Source organism: Cellulophaga tyrosinoxydans (assembly GCF_900176415.1).
Taxonomy (GTDB): domain Bacteria; phylum Bacteroidota; class Bacteroidia; order Flavobacteriales; family Flavobacteriaceae; genus Cellulophaga; species Cellulophaga tyrosinoxydans.
Map to the genome: position 1 here is coordinate 1 of NZ_FWXO01000008.1, position 15,408 is coordinate 15,408.

A 15,408-nucleotide genomic window follows, 5' to 3' on the forward strand; every position below is an offset into this window, starting at 1 on the left:
AATTGAGCCGAATAAACAATCCTACATTATTCTGATTATTGGGATAATACTGACTTTAGTAATATTCTACGGACTGACAAACGAATTTAATGGAGTGGAAATACCGAAAGAATACGATATAATGACTGGAAAATAAAAACGAACGCACAACAATGTATAAAAATAATAAGGGTTTTAGTGCTTAATCAAAGGCTAGTGCATATTAACAAAGTCCGCCAAATTTACAATTTGACGGTTAAAAGAAAAATAACGGTAAAATTGTAAATTTGGCTAAGTGCTAAACCGAAAAGTAAGTGCGTTTTAATCCCTTACTATTCTTATACTAACCGTTGTGCACAATTAAACTCAACCGCATAAAATGAACGAAGAAAAAACTGAAAAGAAGGAAAATGTAATGGTTGATAAATTTTTAGTGCATTTACTCGATTGTAATGATACTGACAATTTAATAATAAAAGGACATATTCTAACTGAACACGCTCTTCACTTTTTTATTGAAATGAATTCTATTGAAAAACTGAATTTTAAAAAAATAAAATTTACATATTCAAACAAAATTGAGATTGCCAAAATTTTGGGATTATATAAAGAAAACCCAGAATTATACAATGAATTAAAATTACTGAACAGATTGCGGAATTCAATTGCACACAACTTAAAATATGACCAGAAAACACTAAACGATTTCTTGTTAGGTTTTGATAAATACAAAGGTTTTTTTCAATCCGAAAAATTTAAAAGATTGAGTTCTGATAAAGAGATATTTTATGAAAATAATGGAGGAAAAATAACCGTTAAAGGAGAACATATGATATTGATGTTTTATATTTCATCGATTTGTATGTCAATTTTTGGTTCATATAAACCGAAAAAAGAAAAATAAAACTGTGCACAACACCGTATAAAAATAATTGCGGTTTAGTGCTTAATCAAAGGTCGTTGCGTGTTTGTAACGTCTGAATTTCCTTCGGAAATTCCTCGCATACAAACCCGCAACTATTCTTATACAATCACGTTGTACACAATTATGAAAAACATCCTGCTGATAATACTAATTTCTTTTTTTACGACTGACTTAAGTGCGCAAAATTTACTTGATGTTGCTTTGGCGGAAAAATCTTTGATTGTTAATGAAAAACCAGCTAAACCGAAACTTCCGTTTTTTATACTTTATGAAAAGGAATTTTTTAATGGAAAAAATAAATCGGACTCATTAAATGTGAGAGAATTAATGTCTAAAGTTGATACTCTTGACATTGATTACAGCAAATGGACTAAAAACGAACTGAAAAACCGAATAGTAGTTTCTAAAGGGAAGAAAATTGACTTAAAAAAAGAAATGCTCAAAATGTCGGACAAACCAAAAGCTGAACAAAAGAAGTTAAAAAAGGAAATAAAAGGTTTTAACAACAACAAAAGCGGATGGAGAAATTATCCTCTTTCGATTTCAAGACCGATTATATCAAACGATGGAAAAATGGCTTTGATAACAATAATTAGAGGGAATTCTGGAGGAAGTACCGAATTATATAAAATGGAAAACGGAAAATGGGAGTACTTCGAACACTTGGAAAGATGGGCGTATTAAAAATAAATAACTGTGTACAACAATGTATAACCGCAATTACGGCGGATTCGACTACGTCCGAATCCACTCGGAATTGCTAACGTCAGTGCTAAACCGAAAATCATTAACTTTAAAACCGTAACTGACGGTTATACGAGACCGTTAGGCACAATCTAAAACCAATGAAATTCCCTCTACTTTACTTAATGTTTTCGCTTCATTGGACATGCCTAGGTCAGCACTCTGAGGTGGACTTGAAACCGTATTTCTCAGAATCTGAAATTAAGGATTTGAATCTGATTGCGGACTTCTTCCAGAACGAATTTTGTGGAACAACGGACAGTACAAAATTTGAGAATTGCATAAATACGGCTTTACCTAAACTAGATGACTGGGAATATAAATATCTGCGAAAAAAAATCAGTTGGAAAAAACAGAAAAAATTATATTCTAAAATCACGGATTCAACATTCAACAAAATATGGGCAATTTGCAATTCGACACTTTTGGTAAGTAAACCTGAATACAAACACAAAACCCTATGCTTTAATTACAATCCGATAGTAATTGACTTCGTAAAGGAATTAGGGCAATCTAATGGATTCTTAAAATATTATGCAGGAGTATTAGAAGCAGTCGGAGGTTTTAATAATATCAATTTAATTTCTATAAGTATAGCCGAACATCCTCAAGAATGGGATTTAAAAGATAGAAATATTCAAATCTTTCTAGCAATACATTATTTGACACAAAATGACATGCTAAAAAGGGACAAAAAAGTTGGACGATTAGAGAAACGTCATATACGAGAACTGAATAAGAAAGCGAAAAAGACTGTGCCTAACAAAGCCTAAACGTAATGCGGACTTTAGGGCAAAACCAAAAGGTCTGTGTATATTTATAATGTCGCTAAATCTTATGGATTTAGCTTTGGAAAAGAAAAAATAAAACTAAACAATAAGCTTTAGCTACGTCGGCAGACGGAAACGAAAAGTTTCCTTGCCTCCGCACTACGCTTAGCCCAACCGTTGTGGTGCATTAAAAAAATCGCGAAACCATTGAAAATATTTAAACTAAACGGAAAAGGATTTAATACTCTCAATGAATTTTTCGATACCATTGGAGAGTTATTGGTGGAAAACAATGATTGGGGAAAGAATTGGGATGCGCTGAATGACATACTTTACGGCGGATTTATAAAAACTGATTGCGAAGAAGAATTTAAACTGATTTGGTTAAACTCGGAATACTCTAAAATCAATCTAACCGATTTTCAAGACATCGTTGATTTGATAAGCGAACACAAACATATAACGTTGGAATTAAAATAATGACTAAACGTAAACTGACTTTAATATTCTTGATTCTAATACTGATTTTGATTTTTTTGGCTATTTATAGCGGAATTGAATTTCAAAAAATTACAACTGAAAGTATGGAATGGCAATCTACAAGATTTAGGATAACCGACAAAACCAAAATTTTCGGAATTGGGATTTTATTGAGTATTTTAGGCTATATAATATTACGAAAGAAAATAAGTAAAACGCAGAAATAACGCACCACAACACAGTATATAAGCTATGGCTTGGTCTGTCCTCACTTGGAAAATCCTGCGGATTTTCCAAAGCCAGTTTTTATATGGAGAGGTTCGTGCCAAAACACGCCACAGCTCATATACATAAACGTTGGCATTCATTATAAAAAAAAATATTTGAAGACATTAAAAATTATCATCGGATTTCTTTTACTTTATGGAGCAGGAAAAGAATATATAGATGCTAGCACGCAATTAGGTTCATTCTACGAGATAAGTATTATAATACCTATTTTTCTCCTTATAATTTTATGTACTTGGTTAATCGGTAGTGGATTTTCGGTTAGGAAATTTAAATTCAAGTCATTTGAATTTGTGAAGTTCTTCATAATATCATTTGTAACTTTTGCTACCGTAGCAATCTTTAGTATAGGTTCAAAAATTATACCTAGCAATTTTGTTGTCATTAACGGAATTAAAGTCCCATTAGGAAAATGTATAGACGGAAATAGAAGAATTATTCCTGATGAAAAAGAGCGAGAAGAATATTGTAAATGTTTTATCGAAAAAATCACAAATCAGCCTGAATTGAAATCAAAGTATCAAAAGAAACTTGAGGACGATAAAGTAAATGATGTTTTTAAAGAAATCCAGAGTTCTCCCAAATTCTTAGAGTTAGATATTGAAGATTGTATGTCCTCAATAAAAATGAAATGGACGGATAATATTGCTAATTCAATGAAACGTAATTGGAAAAAAGAGCTAATCGGAACAGAATTTGAAAGCACCAATGATATAGAGAAATATTGTGATTGCTTGGTAGACGAATATCGAAAGTTTCCATTGGAAAAAATAATGGAAGATGGTTTTGCTGAAAGTAAAGAAGCTGTAGAAATTGATGAAAAATGCACTAAACAATCTGAAAAATAAATAACGAAATGCCAACAATACCTATAAGTAATGCGGAGTTTGGTTTTTAATCCAAAGTAAGTGTATATTTAAAGTGTCCGCAAAATCTTTAGGATTTTGCTCTGAAAACAAAAAAATAAAACAAAACAAAAAGCTTTTGCTACGTGCGTAGACGGAAACAAAAAGGTTTCCTTGCCTCCGCACTACTCATAGCTTAAACGTTGGCAACAATTTGGAAATGATTCGTTTTTGGTGTATATTTACATCAAATAAGTAAATTATGGCAAGACAAAGTATATCATTCACAAAGCCAAACGATGAATGGCTAAAGACCCAAGTAGATAAAAAAGAATACTCAAGTAAGAGTGAACTCGTAAATGACTTAATCAGACAAGCCCGAAAACAACAAGTAGAAATTAACTGGATTCGTGCTAAGTTGGAGAAAGCCGAAAATAGCGGATTTACAAGTGATAGTAAAAATGGAATTTTAGCGCAATCAAAGTCTTTGCTTAATGACTAAATATAGATTAAGCAATGAAGCGAAAAATGACTTGATACGAATTCATCATTATGGTGTGAAAAAATTTGGAATGACTCAAGCGGATAAATACTTTGAATCATTTTTTAAATATTTCGAAATTATTGCTCAAAGACCTTTTTCATTCGAATCGGTTGACTATATAAAAAAAGACTATAGACGCTGTGTTTGCGGAGTTGACAGCATTTATTTTAAAGTAAATGAAGATATTGTAGAAATAATGGCAATTGTCGGAAGACAAGATTTGAATGAAAAACTGTAAACTGAATTAATAAAAACTGTTGCCAACAATGGCTATAAGTAATTGCTTGTTCTCGCCTACTTATGAAAATCCTCGCGGATTTTCAGTTTGGTGTGTATTTGTAAAGTTAAGTGCAAACCCACGCAACTACTCATAGCTGAGACCTTTGTACACCATTTACAGAAACATAGTTCAACCAAAAAAACTATAGAATATGAATGAACCTTTAGACAAATTTGGACAATTTATAATTGAAAATTTAAGAGATAAGCAAATTGATAATTTTAAAGGCTTGCTTGAGGGAAAATGGAGAGCAAAAAATGTAAAAGAACTACAAAACAATTTATCTAAATTCAATAGAGATGAAAAAAAAGTAATAGCAGATTTAGTTGAAGATATACTTACAAATACGTTACACGATTTTCTTTTCGCCATTCAAGAGAATAATGATTTAGCAATAGGATTGAAAATAATGATGGATAATGAAAATGTAGCTGAACTTTCCGATGGTTTGCATATGGAAATTTTTGATGAAGATGGTTGGGTTAAAAGATTTAGCAAATATAAATCAATACAATAAATTTTCAGAAATATTAAAAAGTAATATAAAATGATTAAATATGAATATTTAAAAGAATTTGAGGGTAATTCTGGTATTACATCAGAAAAGTTAAGTTTTTTAAAATTACCAGAAAGGTTACCAGAGGACTATATTGAATTATTGAAACAGTTTAATGGCGGAGAAGGGGAAGTTGGAGAAGAATATCTCGTGCTTCATAAAGCCGATGAATTAATTGAAATAAATAAAGATATTGAGATTGCTAAATTTGATAAAAACATTTTTGTCATTGGCAGTAATGGTGGTGGAGAATTTGTTGCTATTGACTTTAGAAATGAAAAACCTATTTACATCCTAATTCCATTTATTTTCGAATACGATGCCATTATAGAACTTGGCTCAAATATCGATGAATTATTTGAGAGAATTTATACAGTAGGATTTTTTGAATAGAACAATAGATTATGAAAATTATATCCCTTTTAATATTTTTTGTTTTTACAAATTATGCTAACGCTCAGAAAATGACACAAGAAGACTATTTAGAAAAAGGAAAATACATTTGGCAAAATTTTGTCCCTACATCCGGTCAGTCTGAATTTGTACAAGGAGAATTATTACGAGCAATAGAAAAACTAAGAGACGAAGCTCAAAGAAATGGTAATGGGAATTTTCATAAAAAGTGTCATGGTGCTTTGATAACGTATTTAAAGAAAAAATTATCAGATAATAAGCTTTTTGATAAGGAGACAATTAAAAAAATAAAACAAGATTTAGATAAATTAAACAACGACCGAAAACCTTACTTAGAAGATGATATTTATGATTACATCTGTGATAGAATTGTTGATTGGTCTATATTTTATGGCGAAGATGTTAAACATATAAATAACGCTGACTTACAATGTTAGCTAACAACTAAAACAATGAAATTCAACTTTTGGAAGAAAAAAGTCAAACTGAACAACTCTGAGGAAAATCAGTTGGTAAAAATTACTTCTTTCTTAGAATCGATTGATAATAGAATGGTCGATGATATAAAAGAAATACTCAACGGAGATTATGGATTAAATAAAAAAAATAGCAATACGAACATTGAATATTTTGATTTTGAATTAAAAGAAGATGGCTTTGGCATAAATTTTTACCCAATGGACAAAGACAATACTCAGCTAGGATACAAAAAAATATTGCCTGAATATCCTAATGGCTTTTTAAGAGATATGGACTTAGATATCGACACAGACAACTATGATTTTGATAATGATTCCGAAATGGAAAGAATGGACGAATTTTATTTACAACTACAAATAAAAGTGATTGATTGGTTTAATCGTTGTTGGAAAAAAGCAGGAGGTTTGAGTGCTAAAGAAAGTTATTTAATCAAAGTGCATGATTCAGACAAATCGTTTGACTTGAAAAAGCAGAAATGGATTAACAATTAAATTAGAGATAAAAAAACGGTGTACAACAATGTATATAAAACATAGCTATAATAGGCTTTCCGATAGGTTTTTGTATATTTAAAAAGTACGCCAAATTTTTAATTTGGTTATATTTAGAAAAGAAAATTAAACATAAAAATCAAAAATTCGGCTCGTGCATAATCCGAAAAGTTAGTGTCTTTTTATACGCTACGTTTCATACACAAGACCGTTGTGTTTCATACTAAAGAAGAGATTGTACTCATAAAACGATACTTTTCCAGAATATACTTATATACCAATAAACAATGAAAAAACCTATCACATTAATTCTACTAATTGCTGTTCTATTTATTAGCTGTAATGAAATAAAACGAAAGCAAAACATCGAGAAACCCAATGTCGTAATTATATTGATAGACGATCAAGGCTATGGTGATATAGGATGCTATGGAGCTACTGGTTTCCAAACACCCAACCTAGATCAGATGGCTAGCCAAGGAATGAAATTCACAAATTTCTATGCTGCTCAGCCAGTTTGTAGTACCTCGCGTGCTGGCCTTTTAACAGGTTGTTACCCAAATAGAATTGGATTCTCAGGAGCTTTATTTCCACATCATAAGATAGGAATAAACACAAAAGAACTCACTATAGCCGAAATGTTTAAAGAACAAGCTTATGCAACGGCTTGCTTTGGGAAATGGCACTTAGGGTGGCAAAAAGAGTTTCTACCATTGCAGCATGGTTTCGATGAGTATGTAGGTTTACCCTATTCCAATGATATGTGGCCACATGATAATGTTACAGGTGTAAGATTACCAAAAGATAAAGGACGAGGAAATCTACCAGAGCTACCCCTAATTGAAGGAAATGAAGTCATAGAAAAGATTACAAGCCTAAAAGCTCAGGATAAACTCACAACGCTTTATACCGAAAAAGCGGTTGATTTTATTAACAGAAATGCAAAGAATCCATTCTTTTTATATGTTCCGCACACAATGGGACATATTCCTCTCGGAGTCTCAGATAAGTTCAGAGGCAAAAGCGAACAAGGCTTATATGGAGATGTAATGATGGAAATTGACTGGTCTGTCGGTGAAATTAGTAAAGCGCTAGAAAAAAATGGGTTAACAGACAATACAATTTTTATTTTTACAACAGACAATGGGCCATGGCTTAATTTTGGAAACCATGCTGGTTCAGCAGGCGGACTGCGAGATGGAAAATTAACTAGTTGGGAAGGAGGACAACGTGTTCCATTCATAATTCGTTGGCCAGGAAATACGCCTGAAGGAACTGTATCTAATAAATTAGCTTGTGCAATTGATATATTACCAACATTAGCCGCAATAACAGATGGCAAATTATCTGACAATAAAATTGATGGTGTTGATATTACATCACTTTGGAAAGGTGATTTTGAAACTAGCCCACGTGAAACCATTCTTTATTACTATGGTAAAAACAATTTAAATGGAGTACGTAAAGGTAATTGGAAGTTGGTTTTACCACATACTTATAAATCTTATAACGCAATACCTGGCAATGAAGGTCATAAAGGAGAAAGGATACAAACAACGGTTGAGAAACCTGAACTTTATAATATGATGAGAGACCCAGGAGAAAGGTTTAATGTAATTGAATCTTATCCAGAAAAAGTAGAGGAATTAATGAATATTGTGGAAAAATACAGAAAAGAACTTGGTGATGTAAATGTTGGAATTGCAAAAGGAAACGAAAACAGAGAAATTGGAAAATTAGAAAGGTAAAATCCCTGAGGTATTATAATATTTCTGTATGCTAAAAAAGAAAGACTGTTTGGTGAAAAGTACGAAAACACAACAACGTATAAAAATAATTGCGGTTTTAGTGCTTAATCAAAGGTCGTTGCGTGTTTGTAACGTCTGATTTTCCTTCGGAAAATCCTCGCATACAAACCCGCAACTATTCTTATACATAAACGTTACCTATCATGAAAATGAAAAAAATTGAAAAACATTGAAAAACAATAATTTTAAGAAAATATTCTTACCAGTAGTCTTTATTGGAGTCTTTTGCATAATAATTAGAAAGTGTTCATTTCACTCTTTGCCTAAAAATAAATTCCAACTATTTAAATTTAGTATTGAAGAAAGTTACGAAGAAAATGAATATCAATTATTAGTTAAAAATCCAGTAAAATGTCCAATAGGTCTGCTTCTAAGTTGTCAGGATGATAAGACTAATGAAATACTAAATAAACTATCTCCTATTCTCCTTGAAGCTTCTGCCGATACTCTAATACGGATTAAGGATCGTGGGAATTTAGAGGGTAAAATTGATGTAAAATTAAGAATTGGAAATCCTGATATTGCAATACAATCATCTAAAATCAAAAGTCTTCCGTACCCAAATGGTAATTCCTATGAATTGCTACAAGGCAACAATTCCAATCCAACTCATAATTCTAATATATCACGATATGCTTTCGACTTCACCATGAGTACTGGAGACACCGTCACATCAGTCCAAGACGGTTATGTAATAGGAGTTATTGATGGTTATCATGGCTGGGGGAATGGAGATAAATGGAAATCTTATTCAAACCAAATAATAATTTATGACACAATAACTTATCTGTTTACAATGTATGGTCATTTAAAGCAAAATAGCAGTATGATAAAAGTAGGCGATTATGTGAGAATTGGACAACCCATTGCCTTGAGTGGTCAAACAGGACAAGCACAAGAAGAACATCTACATTTTAATGTGTTGCAAGCTGATAATGTAAAAGGAGGATTAAAATCATATCGTTTAGATTCAATTGGGAATTATAAAGTTAAGGAACTAAAGCGTTATCAATTGATGACAAACTAAATCATGAGAAAAAAAGAAACACGATAGGTAACATTGTATATGACGGTCATGCCCAGCAAAAGCTGGTCACGCCGCATATACGAGGCCGTTACCTGCAAGCTAAAAAAAATGAACGAAAAAAATAACATAAAGAAACTATGAGTGCTTTTCATTACGCTTTTAAAGTAAAAGACATTGAATCTACCCGAAAATTTTATGTGGATATTTTGGGTTGTAAAGAAGGAAGGTCGACTGAATCTTGGATTGACTTTAATTTTTTTGACAATCAACTATCTGCACACGTGAGTGATAGAATTCCTGAATTGGATTACTGTGGGAAAGTAGACGGAATCAGCGTCCCAATTCCTCACTTCGGAAGTTTACTTGAGAAAAGTGAATTTATAAAGATTCAAGAGAAATTGGAATCCGAAAACATTGAATTTGTGGTTAAACCTCAAACGAGATACAAAGGGAAAGTTGGTGAACAAATGACAATGTTCGTTTTTGATTTTAGTGGAAATCCATTGGAATTCAAATCATTCTCTGACGATAAAGAAGTATTTTCTTAATAAAAAAAGCCAGCAGGTAACAATGGCTATAAGTAATTGCTTGTTCTCGCCTAATTATGAAAATCCTCGCGGATTTACTATTCGTTTTTTATTTGCTAAATTAGTTGCTCATAACACGCAACTACTTATAAATGAGGCGTTGTTCTTCATGATAACCAACCACTAAGCAATGATAAAATTCTTTAGAAAAATTAGACAAAAACTATTAACTGAAAATAAACTCAGTAATTATTTCATTTATGCTATTGGAGAAGTCATTCTTGTTGTAATTGGTATTCTTATTGCCTTGCAATTAAATAATCTTAATGATATAAAAAAAGACCAAAGTGATGAAAAGAAATACCTTGCTAGAATACAATTAGATATTAAGCAGGACTTAGCAGAACTAGAAAGGCTTTTTCTAGGGGATACTATTCAATTAGATGCTTATACTTATTTGGGACGTTATTTGCAGTCAGATTCAATAGCCACAGACCCTATTGTATTACTCTCAAAGTCAGGTAATGCTTTTGGAATCCATTGGTTTGAAGGTAAAAATATAGTTTTTGATGACATGAAATCGTCTGGCAAAACAGGACTCATTACTTCAGATTCTTTAAGAAATAGTATTCAATATTACTACAGATTATTTGATGAAGTCATAAAAGAAGAGAGCGTACATAATAATTCCATCTTAAAATATAATGATAATATTTATCCTTTTTTAGAAACAGGTTCTGGATCAGACCTTGGGATGCCGGAAAGGTGGAAGGAAAATTCGAATGAAAAATCATTTTATAATTTTTATAATTCCCTGATAAACCTAGATGAAGACCAAAAGAAAATAATTTCTGATAATTTTGGCTTGACAAAAGCTAACATTTTACTGAATCATAAAGTGCGACTGTTACTACATAAAGAAGGACTAAAGACAATTAAGGCTATTGATGCTTATTTAAAACAAGAAAAGTAACGAAAGCACAACAAAGAACTGAGTAAAAAACAAACAAATTATCACTTAATTTGAGACATTATTATTCTAGGCTCATAGATTCAAAAAATAAGTTTCCTTACAGTAATAGCAACAATTTAATAAGAAACAAAACTTAAGCTGTATATATTTCATTGCTAGTCCTAGCCTATTTCCGAAAGTCCTTGCGGATTTTCTATTCGTTTTTTATTTGCTAAATTAGTTGCTAAAACCACGCAACTACTTATAGCTGAGGCGTTGTTCTTCATGATAACCAACCACTAAGCAATGATAATATTCTTTAGAAAAATTAGACAAAACTTACTTTTAGAAGGCAAAATTGGAAAATACCTTAAATATGCCATTGGCGAAATTATGCTTGTCGTAATTGGAATTCTAGTTGCATTATATATTAACAATTGGAATGAAAAACAGAAAGAAGAAAAGAGTGAAATAGTAATACTTAAATCTCTTCAAAAAGACTTTATTGAAAACAAAAAAATATATTCAGACATCATCGATAATCAGATGCTTGTTGTTGAGAACTGTAAGTCACTTATAGAATGTTTGGAAAGAAAAGATTTAAACTACAAGAGAGATTCTATTATTTCGTTTATCTACTATGGAGCTTTTAATTATTATAGAGCAGAACCTATCTTAGGTAGTTATCAAGCTTTGATTGGAAGTGGAGATTTAAAAATATTAAAAAGCGAAACTCTTAAATCTAAATTAGCGTTCTTCTCATCTGAAATAAATCAAGGATTTGAAGATGAAACATTATCCATGAATTTACTGAATACACTACATTATGAATTTAAATCAATTGGAACGTTATTTTTAGATAATAGAATTAGAAATACTATTGGTTTAAACAAGGTTAAAAAAAATATAGAGTTACAGGATAAAAAATTAAAGGAGTTATATCAAAACCCAAATATTTTACACCCGTTAGCGATGAAAACAGGTGTTGAAAATAATAGATTAAAATTGTATGTAAAAATGTTAGAATACTCAAGTGAGATATTAAATTTGGTTGAATCTGAGCTTGAAGAAAAAAATAACTAATTCATTACAATGTGTATAATTAATTGCTAGTTCTAGCCTATTTCCGAAAATCCTTGCGGATTTTCTATTCGGTTTTTATTTACTAAATTAGTTGCTCATACCACGCAAATACTTAAACTAAGGCGTTGTTCTTCATGATAACCAACCACTAACCAATGATAAAATTCTTTAGAAAAATTAGACAAAACTTACTTGCAGAAGGCAAAACTGGCAAGTATTTGAAATATGCCATTGGTGAAATTATCCTTGTTGTTCTAGGGATTTTAATTGCCCTACAACTTAACAACCTCAATGATGAACGGAAAACTGAAAATGTAAGGCAAGTTTTTTATAAACAATTACTACAAGATTTTGAGAACGAGAAAGCATATATAAAAGAGCATTCTTCAAGAATAGATTCTAATATGGTAAAATTTAAAGCCTTTAAAGAAATCTATAATCAACCAAACCTGCCAATAAATAAAATAATTTCTAAAGTTAGAAATTTAGATTGGGCACTTTATAATGTTCAATTCAAATCTAACACGATACATACTTTGCAGAATACAGGTGACATCAAATTAATGCCACCTATCATTAGAGAACAATTAATCCGTTTAGAAAAATATATAGAAGAAACAGAAAAAGTTTCTAAATACAACAATGATAAATCTGGTGAAGGGACCACTGCGGCAGCTAATAAATTTGGAAGTGAAGAATTTGCCTTTAAAAATATACAAAATCAGCCCAAACTATTGGAATATGTATTTGAAGAAAAAAACTTAATAGAGCTTCTTATTAAATTAGAGTTTAGTCAAGATTTGAAGGTGGTATCGGAAAAAGGAAGTCTTATAAGATTTAAGAATATTCTATCGGATATGGAAGAAATTAAAATTCTTATAAATAAGGAATTAAAAAAATAACAAAAGCACAACAAAGACAATTATTTATTGCTAGTGTTAGCCTATTTACCAATCCCGAAGCCTCGGGACTCGTGCATTTTCTATTTGGCATTTATTCGTTAACTTTAGACATAAACCACTAAACAAATCATACACAAGACCGTAGCGCTTTATGATAACCAACCAATAACCAATGATAAAATTCTTTAGATTATCGAAACAAAATTTTGCAATGCAAAATCAAATGTCCTGCGGACATTTGGTGGAGATAGCCGCTTGCGGAAGATTTAAAATCCTTAAACATGATTAAGTTTTTCAGACACATAAGACAACGACTACTCTCAGAAAATAAATTTAGCAAATACATACTATACGCTATAGGCGAAATTGTGCTTGTTATTATTGGTATTCTTATCGCGCTTCAAATAAATAATAAAAACGAACAACGTAAAACCGAAAATAAGATTGTTTCTATTTTAAAAGAAGTACAACATGATTTAGGACTAGATATTCAAAAATCGGACGAACTAATTGCCTATTATAAAACACAAGATTCGATCATCAACTTAATACAAACAGATAAACTAACCTATGATGATTATAAAAATGATAATCAATATGTTTTAAGATACACTATTATGAACGCTTTTCATATGAAAATTCATGCAAATGGATATACTAACTTCATAGAAAATGTTGATAATGTTCCCAAAAAGCTAAAAGCAGTTATTGAGCCATTAAACGAGATCTATATTTATAACAAATACGAAATAGACAAATTTGATAAGCGCTTGGACTTGATTACAGATAGAGTGATTGACGAATTAGCCAAAAGTAAAGATTGGTATTACAGATTAGGGCGTCCCCAATTAGAAGATGAGATGATTGATTTTTTCCTGAATGACCGTTACTATAAAAATAATGTAAATCTATACCAAAATGCTGGCTGTGAAAATTTGGCAAGTTATCATGTTATGCAATTTAGAGAAAACGCAATTAATGCATACAAACAAATTAACACACTTGTTGAAAGTAATGAACCGCTTCCTGATTTTATACCTCATAATTTAGTTCATCTCACCACAGCACAACTAAATGAATATGAGGGTACTTATAAGGTTGTAAAGGTTGAAGGTTTTGATCAATTTCCTGATTGGAACTATAAAATTCAGATACAAGACAATGACTTAATAGGCGTTATGAATGGAGATCTTGAAAATATAGATTTTTTCTATTTTGAAACAACAGATAAAATATTTGGTCAAACTGATATTTACTTTAAAGGAGAGTTTATAAGAGATAGCTCCAATGAAATTACTTCTTTAATTATTATGAAATTTGGAACAAGACTTCACTTAAATAAACTTGAAACTAATTAGAAGAAATTAATAACGAAAGGCTAACACCGTATAAAATTAATTACTTAGTTATCATCTACTTAACCATCCCGAAGTCTCGGGACTCGTGGATTTTCTTTTTGGCATTTATTCGTTAACTTTAGACATAAACCACTTAACAAACCATACATAAGACCATAGTGCTTTATGATAACCAACCAATAACCAATGATAAAATTCTTTAGAAAAATTAGACAAAACTTACTTTCCGAAGGAAAAACAGAAAAATATTTTAAATACGCTATCGGAGAAATAATTCTTGTTGTTATTGGTATTTTGATCGCACTTTCAATCAATAATCACAATAACAATAGACAACAAAGGGAAATAGAGCAGGCTTATTTGTTGTCTCTTCAATCTGAATTTAAAACAAACTTAGAAAAAATTAACAATTGTCTCACCGAAAATCATAATCATGTGAAAGCAGTTGAGCATATGCTTACTTTATTTGATGATAAGGTTCGTGACACTATAAGTGAAAAAGAAACATCAGATATTATATACTCAGTTTTTAAAGGAGTTCCAACTTATATCCCTTCAAAAGGAGTGCTGACGGATATAATTAGCTCTGGAAACCTCAATTTAATTCAAAATGAAAAACTAAGACAAAAAATTGCATCTTTTGAGAGTACATTGGATTTTTTAAAAATACAAGAAGTTTCTACTCACGAGATGCAGAAAGAACTGCAAAAACAATTAAATGAAAATGGAAGTGTTAGAAAAGTATTGATTAATAAAGGCTTTAATTTTGAACATCAATCCATTTCAGATAATGCGAGTAATAAAAAAATTTTTGGTTTAATTAAATTTGAAAACACGCTTCTGGATTTCTATTTAACAATTAGTGCAACAAATGGACAAAGGTTTTTTGGTGGAATAAAAGATCAAATAGAACAAATTTTAATTGACCTTGATTCAGAAATAATAAAATAATGAA

The 15,408-nt window shown here is 30.9% G+C and carries 19 protein-coding genes; all 19 read left to right on the forward strand.

What is annotated here, in order from left to right; genetic code table 11:
- The first annotated feature begins 358 nt into the window (after nucleotides 1-358).
- Nucleotides 359-883 carry a hypothetical protein gene (locus B8963_RS15495; protein WP_084063125.1) on the forward strand — a complete coding sequence of 175 codons (525 nt, stop codon included), beginning with the start codon at nucleotides 359-361 and terminating at the stop codon, nucleotides 881-883.
- 144 nt (nucleotides 884-1,027) lie between these two features.
- A complete protein-coding gene (locus B8963_RS15500) occupies nucleotides 1,028-1,588 on the forward strand; it encodes a hypothetical protein (protein WP_084063126.1) in 561 nt (186 codons plus the stop codon).
- A gap of 161 nt (nucleotides 1,589-1,749) precedes the next feature.
- Nucleotides 1,750-2,421, forward strand: coding sequence for a hypothetical protein (locus tag B8963_RS15505; protein ID WP_143312560.1), 672 nt, complete (start codon nucleotides 1,750-1,752; stop codon nucleotides 2,419-2,421).
- A gap of 204 nt (nucleotides 2,422-2,625) precedes the next feature.
- Nucleotides 2,626-2,898, forward strand: coding sequence for a barstar family protein (locus B8963_RS15510; protein WP_159447307.1), 273 nt, complete (start codon nucleotides 2,626-2,628; stop codon nucleotides 2,896-2,898).
- Between the two features lie 383 nt (nucleotides 2,899-3,281).
- Nucleotides 3,282-4,034, forward strand: coding sequence for a hypothetical protein (locus tag B8963_RS15520; RefSeq protein WP_143312561.1), 753 nt, complete (start codon nucleotides 3,282-3,284; stop codon nucleotides 4,032-4,034).
- Between the two features lie 259 nt (nucleotides 4,035-4,293).
- Nucleotides 4,294-4,533 (forward strand): ribbon-helix-helix domain-containing protein, encoded by a 240-nt coding sequence (locus tag B8963_RS15525; RefSeq protein ID WP_084063131.1) that lies wholly within the window; start codon nucleotides 4,294-4,296, stop codon nucleotides 4,531-4,533.
- A complete protein-coding gene (locus tag B8963_RS15530; protein ID WP_084063132.1) occupies nucleotides 4,526-4,813 on the forward strand; it encodes a type II toxin-antitoxin system RelE/ParE family toxin in 288 nt (95 codons plus the stop codon). The genes B8963_RS15525 and B8963_RS15530 overlap by 8 nt, the downstream gene beginning before the upstream one ends.
- 193 nt (nucleotides 4,814-5,006) lie before the next feature.
- Nucleotides 5,007-5,372, forward strand: a complete 366-nt coding sequence (locus B8963_RS15535; RefSeq protein ID WP_084063133.1) for a hypothetical protein — start codon at nucleotides 5,007-5,009, stop codon at nucleotides 5,370-5,372.
- 30 nt (nucleotides 5,373-5,402) lie between these two features.
- Nucleotides 5,403-5,804 carry an SMI1/KNR4 family protein gene (locus B8963_RS15540; protein ID WP_084063134.1) on the forward strand — a complete coding sequence of 134 codons (402 nt, stop codon included), beginning with the start codon at nucleotides 5,403-5,405 and terminating at the stop codon, nucleotides 5,802-5,804.
- Nucleotides 5,805-5,815: 11 nt separating this feature from the next.
- Nucleotides 5,816-6,262, forward strand: a complete 447-nt coding sequence (locus tag B8963_RS15545; RefSeq protein WP_084063135.1) for a hypothetical protein — start codon at nucleotides 5,816-5,818, stop codon at nucleotides 6,260-6,262.
- A gap of 15 nt (nucleotides 6,263-6,277) precedes the next feature.
- On the forward strand, nucleotides 6,278-6,796 hold the full coding sequence (locus B8963_RS15550) for a hypothetical protein (protein WP_084063136.1): 519 nt from the start codon (nucleotides 6,278-6,280) through the stop codon (nucleotides 6,794-6,796).
- A 287-nt stretch (nucleotides 6,797-7,083) separates the two neighbouring features.
- Nucleotides 7,084-8,544, forward strand: coding sequence for a sulfatase family protein (locus tag B8963_RS15555; RefSeq protein WP_084063137.1), 1,461 nt, complete (start codon nucleotides 7,084-7,086; stop codon nucleotides 8,542-8,544).
- 319 nt (nucleotides 8,545-8,863) lie between these two features.
- Entirely contained in the window at nucleotides 8,864-9,631 is a 768-nt protein-coding gene (locus tag B8963_RS15560) for a M23 family metallopeptidase (protein WP_084063138.1), read from the forward strand.
- Nucleotides 9,632-9,768: 137 nt separating this feature from the next.
- The gene (locus B8963_RS15565) at nucleotides 9,769-10,179 is read left to right on the forward strand and encodes a VOC family protein (protein WP_084063139.1); all 411 of its coding nucleotides are present in this window, start codon (nucleotides 9,769-9,771) and stop codon (nucleotides 10,177-10,179) included.
- 169 nt (nucleotides 10,180-10,348) lie between these two features.
- Nucleotides 10,349-11,131, forward strand: coding sequence for a DUF6090 family protein (locus tag B8963_RS15570; RefSeq protein ID WP_084063140.1), 783 nt, complete (start codon nucleotides 10,349-10,351; stop codon nucleotides 11,129-11,131).
- A gap of 285 nt (nucleotides 11,132-11,416) precedes the next feature.
- Complete coding sequence (locus B8963_RS15575; protein ID WP_084063141.1) at nucleotides 11,417-12,193, forward strand: DUF6090 family protein; 777 nt, start codon at nucleotides 11,417-11,419, stop codon at nucleotides 12,191-12,193.
- A gap of 155 nt (nucleotides 12,194-12,348) precedes the next feature.
- Entirely contained in the window at nucleotides 12,349-13,095 is a 747-nt protein-coding gene (locus tag B8963_RS15580) for a DUF6090 family protein (protein WP_084063142.1), read from the forward strand.
- Nucleotides 13,096-13,376: 281 nt separating this feature from the next.
- Nucleotides 13,377-14,453, forward strand: a complete 1,077-nt coding sequence (locus B8963_RS15585) for a DUF6090 family protein (RefSeq protein WP_084063143.1) — start codon at nucleotides 13,377-13,379, stop codon at nucleotides 14,451-14,453.
- A 186-nt stretch (nucleotides 14,454-14,639) separates the two neighbouring features.
- Nucleotides 14,640-15,404, forward strand: coding sequence for a DUF6090 family protein (locus B8963_RS15590; RefSeq protein ID WP_084063144.1), 765 nt, complete (start codon nucleotides 14,640-14,642; stop codon nucleotides 15,402-15,404).
- The last annotated feature ends 4 nt before the right edge of the window (nucleotides 15,405-15,408 follow it).

Excerpts from the sequence above, each read along its gene's own strand:
- B8963_RS15495 (WP_084063125.1), top strand. The coding sequence starts at position 359 with ATGAACGAAGAAAAAACTGAAAAGAAGGAAAATGTAATGGTTGATAAA.
- B8963_RS15500 (WP_084063126.1), top strand. The coding sequence starts at position 1,028 with ATGAAAAACATCCTGCTGATAATACTAATTTCTTTTTTTACGACTGAC.
- B8963_RS15505 (WP_143312560.1), top strand. The coding sequence starts at position 1,750 with ATGAAATTCCCTCTACTTTACTTAATGTTTTCGCTTCATTGGACATGC.
- B8963_RS15525 (WP_084063131.1), top strand. The coding sequence starts at position 4,294 with ATGGCAAGACAAAGTATATCATTCACAAAGCCAAACGATGAATGGCTA.
- B8963_RS15530 (WP_084063132.1), top strand. The coding sequence starts at position 4,526 with ATGACTAAATATAGATTAAGCAATGAAGCGAAAAATGACTTGATACGA.
- B8963_RS15535 (WP_084063133.1), top strand. The coding sequence starts at position 5,007 with ATGAATGAACCTTTAGACAAATTTGGACAATTTATAATTGAAAATTTA.
- B8963_RS15540 (WP_084063134.1), top strand. The coding sequence starts at position 5,403 with ATGATTAAATATGAATATTTAAAAGAATTTGAGGGTAATTCTGGTATT.
- B8963_RS15545 (WP_084063135.1), top strand. The coding sequence starts at position 5,816 with ATGAAAATTATATCCCTTTTAATATTTTTTGTTTTTACAAATTATGCT.
- B8963_RS15550 (WP_084063136.1), top strand. The coding sequence starts at position 6,278 with ATGAAATTCAACTTTTGGAAGAAAAAAGTCAAACTGAACAACTCTGAG.
- B8963_RS15555 (WP_084063137.1), top strand. The coding sequence starts at position 7,084 with ATGAAAAAACCTATCACATTAATTCTACTAATTGCTGTTCTATTTATT.
- B8963_RS15565 (WP_084063139.1), top strand. The coding sequence starts at position 9,769 with ATGAGTGCTTTTCATTACGCTTTTAAAGTAAAAGACATTGAATCTACC.
- B8963_RS15570 (WP_084063140.1), top strand. The coding sequence starts at position 10,349 with ATGATAAAATTCTTTAGAAAAATTAGACAAAAACTATTAACTGAAAAT.
- B8963_RS15575 (WP_084063141.1), top strand. The coding sequence starts at position 11,417 with ATGATAATATTCTTTAGAAAAATTAGACAAAACTTACTTTTAGAAGGC.
- B8963_RS15580 (WP_084063142.1), top strand. The coding sequence starts at position 12,349 with ATGATAAAATTCTTTAGAAAAATTAGACAAAACTTACTTGCAGAAGGC.
- B8963_RS15585 (WP_084063143.1), top strand. The coding sequence starts at position 13,377 with ATGATTAAGTTTTTCAGACACATAAGACAACGACTACTCTCAGAAAAT.
- B8963_RS15590 (WP_084063144.1), top strand. The coding sequence starts at position 14,640 with ATGATAAAATTCTTTAGAAAAATTAGACAAAACTTACTTTCCGAAGGA.